This is a genomic window from Sanguibacter inulinus (assembly GCF_013415325.1).
In the GTDB taxonomy this organism is placed as follows: Bacteria; Actinomycetota; Actinomycetes; order Actinomycetales; family Cellulomonadaceae; genus Sanguibacter; species Sanguibacter inulinus.
Window position 1 is genome coordinate 55,251 of record NZ_JACBYE010000023.1, and the last position, 9,486, is coordinate 64,736.

8 protein-coding genes are annotated in these 9,486 nt (G+C 71.4%); 5 read left to right on the top strand and 3 right to left on the bottom strand.

All coding sequences use genetic code 11. The features are described 5' to 3' along the window. The first annotated feature begins 80 nt into the window (after positions 1 to 80). Complete coding sequence (locus tag HZZ10_RS10695; protein ID WP_056136265.1) at positions 81 to 1,031, top strand: sugar-binding transcriptional regulator; 951 nt, start codon at positions 81 to 83, stop codon at positions 1,029 to 1,031. A 124-nt stretch (positions 1,032 to 1,155) separates the two neighbouring features. Then, the gene (locus tag HZZ10_RS10700) at positions 1,156 to 1,686 is read left to right on the top strand and encodes an amino-acid N-acetyltransferase (RefSeq protein WP_179913492.1); all 531 of its coding nucleotides are present in this window, start codon (positions 1,156 to 1,158) and stop codon (positions 1,684 to 1,686) included. Between the two features lie 224 nt (positions 1,687 to 1,910). Here HZZ10_RS10700 and HZZ10_RS10705 read toward each other — a convergent pair whose 3' ends face one another. After that, the gene (locus HZZ10_RS10705) at positions 1,911 to 2,870 is read right to left on the bottom strand and encodes an iron-sulfur binding domain-containing protein (RefSeq protein ID WP_228087420.1); all 960 of its coding nucleotides are present in this window, start codon (positions 2,868 to 2,870) and stop codon (positions 1,911 to 1,913) included. 553 nt (positions 2,871 to 3,423) lie between these two features. Between HZZ10_RS10705 and HZZ10_RS10710 the strand changes: the two genes are divergently transcribed. Next, entirely contained in the window at positions 3,424 to 3,978 is a 555-nt protein-coding gene (locus HZZ10_RS10710; protein WP_179913493.1) for a DUF4232 domain-containing protein, read from the top strand. 73 nt (positions 3,979 to 4,051) lie between these two features. Here HZZ10_RS10710 and disA read toward each other — a convergent pair whose 3' ends face one another. Continuing rightward, positions 4,052 to 5,137: a DNA integrity scanning diadenylate cyclase DisA gene (gene disA, locus HZZ10_RS10715; RefSeq protein ID WP_056136271.1), complete on the bottom strand. Its 1,086-nt coding sequence runs from the start codon at positions 5,135 to 5,137 to the stop codon at positions 4,052 to 4,054. Between the two features lie 9 nt (positions 5,138 to 5,146). Then, positions 5,147 to 6,565 (bottom strand): DNA repair protein RadA, encoded by a 1,419-nt coding sequence (radA, locus tag HZZ10_RS10720; protein ID WP_179913494.1) that lies wholly within the window; start codon positions 6,563 to 6,565, stop codon positions 5,147 to 5,149. 173 nt (positions 6,566 to 6,738) lie between these two features. Here radA and HZZ10_RS10725 point away from each other — a divergent pair, with 173 nt between their 5' ends. Beyond that, the gene (locus tag HZZ10_RS10725) at positions 6,739 to 7,848 is read left to right on the top strand and encodes a hypothetical protein (protein WP_179913495.1); all 1,110 of its coding nucleotides are present in this window, start codon (positions 6,739 to 6,741) and stop codon (positions 7,846 to 7,848) included. A gap of 26 nt (positions 7,849 to 7,874) precedes the next feature. Continuing rightward, on the top strand, positions 7,875 to 8,864 hold the full coding sequence (locus tag HZZ10_RS10730) for a LacI family DNA-binding transcriptional regulator (RefSeq protein WP_228087422.1): 990 nt from the start codon (positions 7,875 to 7,877) through the stop codon (positions 8,862 to 8,864). The last annotated feature ends 622 nt before the right edge of the window (positions 8,865 to 9,486 follow it).

Sequence of the window (9,486 nt, forward strand, 5' to 3'; positions counted from 1 at the left end):
CTGTCAGAACGTTCGCGCAACCTGGATGCACATATGTGCACGGGCGGGTGCAAGGGTCGTCTCACGAGGGAGTTTGCGCTATGGCGGTTCGAGACAAGGACGTCTTGAGGGCCGCGTCCATGTACTACCTGCAGGACCTCACGATGGAGACCATCGCCAAGCACCTCGGCACCTCGAGGTCGACGGTCTCCAGGATGGTCAAGCACGCCCGCGAGACCGGGCTCGTCGAGATCACGCTGCGCCCGACGCACTCCAACGCGCCGAGCCTGGGGCAGAAGATCCGTGAGGTCTACGGCATCGAGGCCTACGTCGTCGCAGTTCCCGACCACAACAGCGAGGTCGAGAGGCTCGAGCAGGTGGCGCTGACGACGGCGCGTCTGATCGGCACCTGGTTCGACTCCAACATGATCCTCGCCGTGGCCTGGGGGACGACGCTCAGCGCGATCGCCCGGAACCTGCCGCGCAAGACCACGCGAGGCAGCGCCGTCGTCCAGCTCAACGGTGCGGCGAACACCCGGACCTCGGGTGTCGAGTACGCCGGAGACCTCATCGCGGAGTTCGGCAAGGCCTTCGACGCCCACGTGCACTATTTCCCAGTGCCGGCGTTCTTCGACTACGCCGAGACGAAAGAAGCCATGTGGCGCGAGCGCTCGGTGCGCCGCGTGCTCGCCCAGCAGCGCCGCGCGGACATCGCGCTGTTCTCGGTCGGCGCGCTGTCGGGCGGGCTGCCGAGCCACGTCTACACGGCCGGGTACCTGGAGGCGAGCGACGTCGCCGTGCTCGACCACGAGGGTGTGGTCGGCGACGTCTGCACGGTGTTCTTGCGGGAGGACGGGACGTACAAGGACGTCGCGCTCAACGCCCGGGCCACAGGGCCCTCGCCGAGCGAGCTGCGTCGAGTGCCGCGCAGGGTGTGCGCCGTCGCGGGGGACAACAAGGTGGTGCCGCTGCGGGCCGCGCTGCGTGCCCGGGTCGTCACGCACCTGATCGTCGACGAGGTGACGGCGACCAAGCTGCTCGAGGACGACTGACCGGGGAGAGGGGGGGCGGGGTCCTCGCAACCCCCTGAGCAGGCGGAGCGCAACCAGGACGTGGCCGGGTGACCGTCAGGTGGATAAGTATGCAGTCGATTGAGTATGGGCGTAGGTTGTCCGCGTGACTCCTGCACCCCCGACGCAGACCGCGACAGTCCGAGCTGCGCGCCCCTCCGACGTGCGGCACATCCGCGCGCTCGTCGAGCCCTACGCGCAGCGCCGGATCCTCGTCGAGAAGGAGGCTGTCGCGTACTACGAGTCGGTCCAGGAGTTCGTCGTCGCCGAGGCCGGACCGGTCGACCAGCCGCGCCTGGTCGGCTGCGGGGCGCTCCACGTCATGTGGGAGGACCTTGCCGAGATCCGCACGCTCGCCGTCGCACCCGAGATGCACGGCAGCGGGCTCGGCCACGCTCTCGTCGACGAGCTGCTGGCCCGCGCACGGACGCTCGGTCTGCGTCGGGTGTTCTGCCTGACCTTCGAGGTCGACTTCTTCGTCCGCCACGGTTTCCACGAGATCGAGGGCACACCGGTCGACCCCGCGGTCTACGCGGAGCTCCTGCGCTCCCACGACGACGGGATCGCCGAGTTCCTCGACCTCGCCCGCGTGAAGCCCAACACCCTGGGCAACAGCCGGATGCTCATCGAGCTGTAGGGCTGACTGGGCTGACCGGGCTGACCGGGCCGACCAGGGCTGACCGGGCCGACCAGGGCTGACCGGGCTGACCGGGCCGACCAGGGCTGACCGGGCTGACCGGGCCGACCAGGGCTGACCGGGCTGACCGGGCCGACCAGGGCTGACCGGGCCGACCGGGCCGACCAGGAACGGACCCCGGAGTCCGCCAGCCGTGGCCCGCTCTCCCAGCGCGACGGGTCGTGTCAGGCGGGCAGCCTGTACACCTGCGCGTCGTCGGCATCGCCCCCGGGGGTGCGTCCGTCCGGTCCGCCTGAGAGGTCAGCGTCGCACTGCTCGACCAGACCGTCTTCGACGAGCGAGGCGAGACACCGCCCCAGCTGAGCGGCGTTAGGCCACAGGTCGTCCAGGACCGCCCGCGCGACAGGTCCGGGCGCGGCGCGCAGCGCACCCATCACGGTGCCGCGCGCCTGCCGGTCCGTGCCCTTCCACGCCTGGGTGCGCCTGCGCCCGGCGTGCTCGTCGGGCGGATAACCCGCCGCCCGCCAGGCGCACAGGTGGCTCACCGGGCAGCTGTCGCACGAGGGGGCGCGTGCCGTGCAGATGACAGCGCCGAGCTCCATCGACGAGGCGGCCCAGAGCGCGGCGTCGTCGTCGGAGACCGGGGCGACCCGCGCCGCCCGCGCAGACTCGGCAGCCGTCAGCGCGGGCATCGGCAGCGCATCACCGCCGAGGGTGCGGGCCAGGACCCTGCGCACGTTGGTGTCGACGACCACAGACCGTCGCCCGAAGGCGAAGGCCATGACGGCCGCAGCCGTGTAGGCACCAACCCCGGGGAGGGCGAGCAGCAGAGCCTCGTCCTCGGGCACCTCGCCGTCGTGACGCTCGACCACGGCCCTGGCGCACTCCTGCAGGCGGAGCGCGCGTCGTGGGTAGCCGAGCCGTCCCCAGGCACGCAGGACGTCGGCCGTCGAGGCCGCCGCGAAGGCTGCGGGGGTCGGCCACCGCTCCATCCACTCCACCCAGACGGGGGCCACCCGCGCGACGGGGGTCTGCTGAGACATGACCTCGCTGACCAGGACACCCCACGGGGTCCGGTCGGCGGAACGCCACGGGAGCGGGCGCGCTGTGCGCTCGAACCAGTCGCCGAGAGTCTCCTGGAGCTCGGCGACCAGAGCCGGGGCGACGCTGTCTGGTGCGGTCATGTCCTCGGTCTCGGTCAGGTGGTGCACGGGCGATGGTGGGGGCGTGGTGGATGGTACGAGACGGCAGCGGTCGTCGTCCGGCTGGCGGTCGACCGAGGGTCAGCGCCGGCCCGGGGCGACCCGTGCTGGCCTGCGCCGGCCGGTGCCCCACGGCCACGGGCCACGGGATGCTGGGCCCCGGTGGCGTCCGGTCGCGGGTCGCGTCCCGCGTGACGAGGTCGCGCCGCATATGGTAGTTCTCAGCAGTCGTCGCCGCAGTGTCGCGTCCCCGTACGGTGGGCCGACGCCGCGTGGCGAGATCCGTGGTCGGGCTGGCAGACGAGGGTGGTTCACACGCATGGAGCACGAAGGCCCGCAGCACCCCCAGGACGGCAGCCCGCGCCCTGACGACGCCCGCTCAGGCAGGCCCGGCGGTTCGCGGCCCGGGGTCCCGCACTCCGCGCGGACCGGTGCCGGTCCCGCAGCCGGTCCTGGTGGACGAGGGCCTGGCGGGCAGGGGCCACGCACCCCCCGTCCCACGGGCAGCGGACGCCCCAGCCCGAGAGTCCTGGTCGTGCGGTGGGCGGTGGTGCTCCTCGTGCTCGCCGTCGTCGTCGCCGGGATCGCCTTCGGGATCCGAGCCATCGCCGGTGCGCTCGGCGGGGGCGGGGCCGACGACACCCCGGACCCAGCCCCGGCGACCTCCGAGGCAGCCGCCGAACCGACGTCCGACCCCGCCACCCCTGCGGAGTGCAGCGCAGAGGGTCTCACCGTCGAGCTCGCATCCGACGCCGGGGCGTACGCCCTCGGCCAGACCGCAGTCTTCACGCTGACCCTCACCAACGTCGGCGAGGCACCGTGCACGATCGACGCGGGCCGGACGGCGGCCCAGCTGGTCGTGACCTCCGGAGCCGACAGGGTCTGGTCGAGCGCCGACTGCGAGCCTGGCGACCCGAGGTTGCTGCTGCTCGACGCCGGCAGCTCCGACGTGAGCGCCATCGAGTGGGCGACGAACCGTTCTGCCCCCGAGTGCCCCGCCGACCTCCCGCCGATCGGCGCAGGGACATACCAGGCGACAGTGACCACCTCGACGACCACGACGGAGCCGCTGGTCTTCACCGTCGGCTGACGACGGTCTGGCCTCTCGGCCCGACGCTCAGGAGCCGTGTCGGCCCCGGCTCGAGCCGGTGCTGTACCCAGGGTCAGACGTACCGTTCGAGGATGCTGGACTCTGCGAGCCTGGACAGACCCTCGCGGACCGAGCGTGCGCGCTGCTCGCCGACGCCGTCGACGACCATGAGGTCTTCGACGGTCGCCGCGAGGAGCTTCTGCAGACCACCGAAGTGGCTGACGAGGCGGGCGACGATCGTGCTGGGCAGACGGGGCACCTTGGCGAGCAGGCGGTACCCGTGCGGCGCGACCGCGGCATCGAGCGCCTCGCCGCCGCCGGGCAGACCGAGCACGCGGCCGATGAGCCCGAGGTCGAGGAGCTCGGTCGAGTCGAGGACTGCGAGGCTCGCGAGCACGTCCTGGACGGAGTGGTCCTTGCGCCCGACCTCGACGTAGTCACGGATGACGAACTCCCGGTCCGACCCGAGCCCGCCGATGAGCTCGTCGAGCTGCAGCGCGAGCAGACGTCCCTCGGTGCCGAGCTCGACCACGTAGCCGGCGATCTCCTCGGAGATGCGCCCGACCATCTCGAGACGCTGCACGACGGCGCAGACGTCACGGACGGTGACGAGGTCTTCGATCTCGAGCGCTGAGAGGGTGCCGCTGACCTCGTCCAGGCGAGCCTTGTAACGCTCGAGGGTCGCGAGCGCCTGGTTCGCGCGGGACAGGATCGTGTCAGGGTCCTCGAGCACGTAGCGGGAGCCGCCGACGTACAGGGCGACGATGCGCATGGACTGGCTGACGGAGATCACGGGGAAGCCGGTCTGCTTCGCGACCCGCTCGGCGGTGCGGTGGCGGGTGCCCGACTCTGTGGTCTCGATCGACGGGTCGGGCAGGAGCTGCACAGCGGCCCGCAAGATCCGGCTGGCCTCGCGGTCCATGACGATCGCACCGTCCATCTTGGCGAGCTCGCGCAGGCGGGTGGCCGAGAACTCGACGTCGAGGGCGAAGCCGCCCGAGCTCATCGTCTCGACGGTCTCGTCGAAGCCGAGCACGACGAGCGCGCCGGTCCGGCCGCGGAGGATGCGTTCTAGCCCGTCCCGTAGCTCGGTCCCTGGCGCCACGGCGGCCAGGGTCTCGCGGAGAAGCTCATCGACGTGCGCGGGGGAGTTGGCCACGGGGCGATCCTACGCGTCAGGACGCGTCTGCGGCAGGAGGCTCTGCTGGGTGCGTTGGACGGCCTCGGCGAGGTTGGCGGCGGGCAGCAGCGTCATGCCTGCGGGCGCAGGCCCGGACGTCCCCGGAGGCACGACGGCGCGGGTGAAACCGAGCCTGGCGGCCTCGCTGAGCCGGCGCGAGATCCCGGCGACCGCGCGCAGCTCGCCGGCCAGACCGACCTCCCCGATCGCGATGGTCCCGACGGGCACAGGCTTGTTCTCGAGCGCGCTGAGCGTCGCCAGGGCGATCGCGAGGTCGGCGGCGGGCTCGGTGACCCGTGCGCCGCCGATGGTCGAGACGTACACGTCGGCGTCGGTCAGCCGGGCGCCGAGGTGGCGGTGGATCACGGCGAGGATCATCGCGAGCCTGCTCGAGTCGATCCCGCTCGTGGTCCGCCGCGGGTTGGCGAGCGGGCTCGCGACCACCAGCGACTGGATCTCGAGGGCCAAGGGTCGGCGGCCCTCGAGTGTGACGGTCACGCAGGTCCCCGGGACGGCCAGGTTGATGTGCGACAAGAACAGGCCGCTCGGGTCGGCGAGACCGGTGATGCCGTCCTCGGTGAGCTCGAAGCAACCGACCTCGTCGGTCGGTCCGTACCTGTTCTTGACGGCCCGCACCATGCGCAGGCGAGAGTGGCGGTCACCCTCGAACTGCAGCACCACGTCGACCAGGTGCTCGAGGGTGCGTGGCCCGGCGACCGAGCCGTCCTTGGTGACGTGCCCGACGAGCACGACAGGCATGTTGCGTCCCTTGGCCGCGGCGATCAGCGCGCCGGCGACCTCCCGGACCTGGCTGACACCGCCGGGGGAGCCGTCCACCTGGGCCGACGCGATCGTCTGGACCGAGTCGACGATCAGCAGGTCGGGGTCGGTCGCCTCGATCTGACCGAGGACCTGCCCGAGGTCGGTCTCTGCCGCGAGCAGCAGGCTCGGGGCGAGGGCGTCGATCCGCTCGGCGCGCAGCCGCACCTGCCCCGCGGACTCCTCGCCCGTGATGTAGAGGACCTTGCGACCAGCGCGGGCGGTCGTGCTCGCGACGTCGAGCAGCAGGGTCGACTTTCCGACGCCTGGCTCACCGGCGAGGAGCACCACGGCGCCGGGGACGATCCCGCCGCCGAGGACACGGTCGAACTCGCTGATGCCTGTCGGGGACGCCTGTGCGGTGTCGACGTCGATCTCGCCGATCGGCTGCGCGACAGAACGGGTCGGTGCGGACGCCACGGTCTTGGGCCCGGACGCGGCTGCGGCGGTCTCGGCCACCGTGCCCCACTCCTGGCACTCCCCGCAGCGGCCGACCCACTTGGACGTGGTCCATCCGCACTCGGAGCAGCGGTAGCCCGGACGGGCCGCCCGGGCGGCGGAGGACGTGGTCCTGGTGGTGGTGGCCATGTCGAGAACGGTAACGGCACCCCCTGACACCCCCCGGGGTGACCGGCGTCGTCGTGGCTCCACCACGCTGACAGACCCTGACCGTAGGCTGACCTCGTCATCTGCACGTCTCGCCGGCCGACAGGTTCCGGCGCACCGCCGGGTCCGACCCGCGCCTGCCACGAGGGAGCACCATGTCCGAGAACGAGCAGACCGGGCCAGCAGTCCCCGGCCAGCCCCCTCGAGGCGAGCACGCCACGCGCACGACGACCGACGCAGCGGCAGCCGAGCCGGCACCCGCGTCAGGCATGCCCGACATCCCCTGGACACCCCCGCCCCGCCGCGGCGCACGCGGTCGTGCGGACGATGCAGGTGCGGTCGCGACAGACCAGGACGGCGAGGCGCTGTCAGCCCACCGCACGTCGGGCCACGCGACCGAGGGCGACACTGCCGAGGACCCGCAGCCCGGGACTCCCAGCCAGGTGCAGCTCACCCGCTCGGCCCGACGTGCCGCAGGTGCAGGGGGCGCCGCTGGTGCTGTCGACGAGCCATCTGGTGCGCACCCTCTCGACGGTCTGGACGCGGAGCCCGACGTGACTCGCCCGGACGACGGGACCCGGCGGCGCGCCTGGGTCCTGTGGGCTGTGATCGGCGGCGCGGTCGCGGTCGTGGTCGCAGCGGTCGTCGTCTTCGCTCTCCTCTCCGGTGACGACGCAGAGCCTGCTGCCCAGACGGTCACGACGACGATCGACGTCCCGACCCCGACGGCTGAGCCTCTCGACAGGACCGGTGCGACAGCGCTCGTCCAGGCGCTCCCCGGGACGGTCCGTCAGTTCGTCCTCGGGACCGTCGAGCCGACCGACACCCTCGACGGAGCTCTCGAGGCCTGGACCGTCACGTACTCGGGCCAGGTCCTCGCTGAAGACGGCACGCCGGTCGAGAGTGCAGATGCAGCGTCGGACGCCGCAGCCCCGGACGGTGCCACGTCCGAGGGGGCGGCCGCAGCGGAGGCAGACCAGAGCGCCGCCGCCGACGTCCCCGCACCCCCGGCCTTCACCGTCACCGTCGGACAGTGGGAGGACGCCGAGCAGGCGACCGCAGGAGCGCAGGCGCTCGCGGCCGAGCTCGGTGAGCCCGCGACGACCGAGGAGGTGACCGTCGGTGGAGAGGTCACCGGCTCGCTGTCCTACTACCCGTCCGACGGCACGACCGGGACAGCTGTGTGGACCAACGGGACTGTCGCGATCCGCGCGGTCGGCCCGTCGTCCGAGCTCGTCAACTTCGCGACGGCCTTCGGCCTCTGATGCGGGTGAGCACCAGGCGACCGGGCATGAACGACGTCGCGCGCGCTGCCGGCGTCTCGCACCAGACGGTCTCCAGGGTGCTCAACAACCACCCCAACGTGCGCGACGAGACCCGGGAGAAGGTGCTCGCCGCGATCGCGGACCTCGGCTACCGCCGCAACTCTGCCGCGCGGACGCTGGTGACCCAGCGGTCCGGCACCGTCGGGGTGGTCACGACAGGCTCGTTCTCCTTCGGCCCGTCCCAGACCCTCGTGGCGATCGAGGAGGCGGCGCGGGAGACCGGTTACTTCATCACCGTGGCGACCTTGCGCACCGTCGACGCCGAGTCGATGCGTGACGCGCTCGACCACCTCATGCAGCAGGGGGTCGACGGCATCGTCGTGATCGCGCCGCACGCCGAGGTTGTCGACGCCGTGCGCGCCGCGCACGAGCAGCTGCCGGTCGTGGTCGTGGCCGCGCTCGCGGACCCGCCCGAGTCGGTGACCACGGTGTCGGTCGACCAGGTCCTCGGCGCGCGATCCGTGGTCGACCACCTGGCGGGTCTCGGTCACCGGGAGGTCGTGCACGTGTCGGGGCCCGCGGGCTGGTTGGATGCCGAGGCGCGGGTGCTGGGGTGGCGCGAGCAGTCGCAGGCCAGTGGTCTCGGGGTGCCAGAGGTGGTCGAGGGGGACTGGACCTCGGGGTGCGGCTACGAGCTCGGCCAGCGCATGGCTGCCGAAGGAGCACCGAGCGCCGTCTTCGCGGCGAACGACCACCTGGCGCTGGGGTTGCTCAGGGCCTTCCACGAGGCAGGGATGCGCGTGCCGTACGACGTCTCGGTCGTCGGCTTCGACGACATCACCGGCTCGGGGGACTTCATCCCGCCGCTCACGACGGTCCGCCCGGGCTTCGTCGCGCTGGGGCACCAGATCATCGAGACGCTCCGCGGCCTGCTCGACGGCATGGCCGTCGGAGACGCTGTGCTCGTGCCCGAGCTCGTGGTGCGCGCGAGCACCGCAGCCCCTCGGGCCGTCTGACCGTTCCCTGCCAGGTGGCGTGCCCGAGTGCCCGAGTGCCCGAGTGCCCGGCCGACCCCCGGGACCAGTTGACCACCCGTTCCGGTGGCGCGTGATCGGGGTCACTGGTAGCGGATTGGCCAAGTCCCCGATCCGTGACGTAGTGTTCTGGATGTCAGCCCGACAGGGAGGCACAGACACCACTGCGAAGCTCGCAAGAGCCGCCGCGAAGTGGCTGTTCCCGGGGCGTGACCGAACCTCATCGAGAAGTACCGAGGCCAGACACAGTCTGGACATCGACTCCGAAGACATGAGGTAACCTGTTCCAGGCCGGAAGAACCTGCGCTAGTCGCGGGGACGGCTGACCGGAGAACGACAGGTCAACTTGAACGGCAGCCCCATGCGGATGAGCCTGAGAATGGCTCGATGGTGGTGCGCGTCCGCTCCTTGAGAACTCAACAGTGTGCTTAATAGTCAATGCCAAGACCCCTTGTCTTGGATTGGTGCTCGGCTTTTCGGTCGGGGCTGGTCTGATGGCAAGGTTTATTTGGTATGAATTGAAAACGCAAGTTTTCGGTTTGTAGCCTTGATTAATCAAGTTCTCTCTTTGCAGGGAGGCTTGCTTCGTATGGTTGTTAACTGG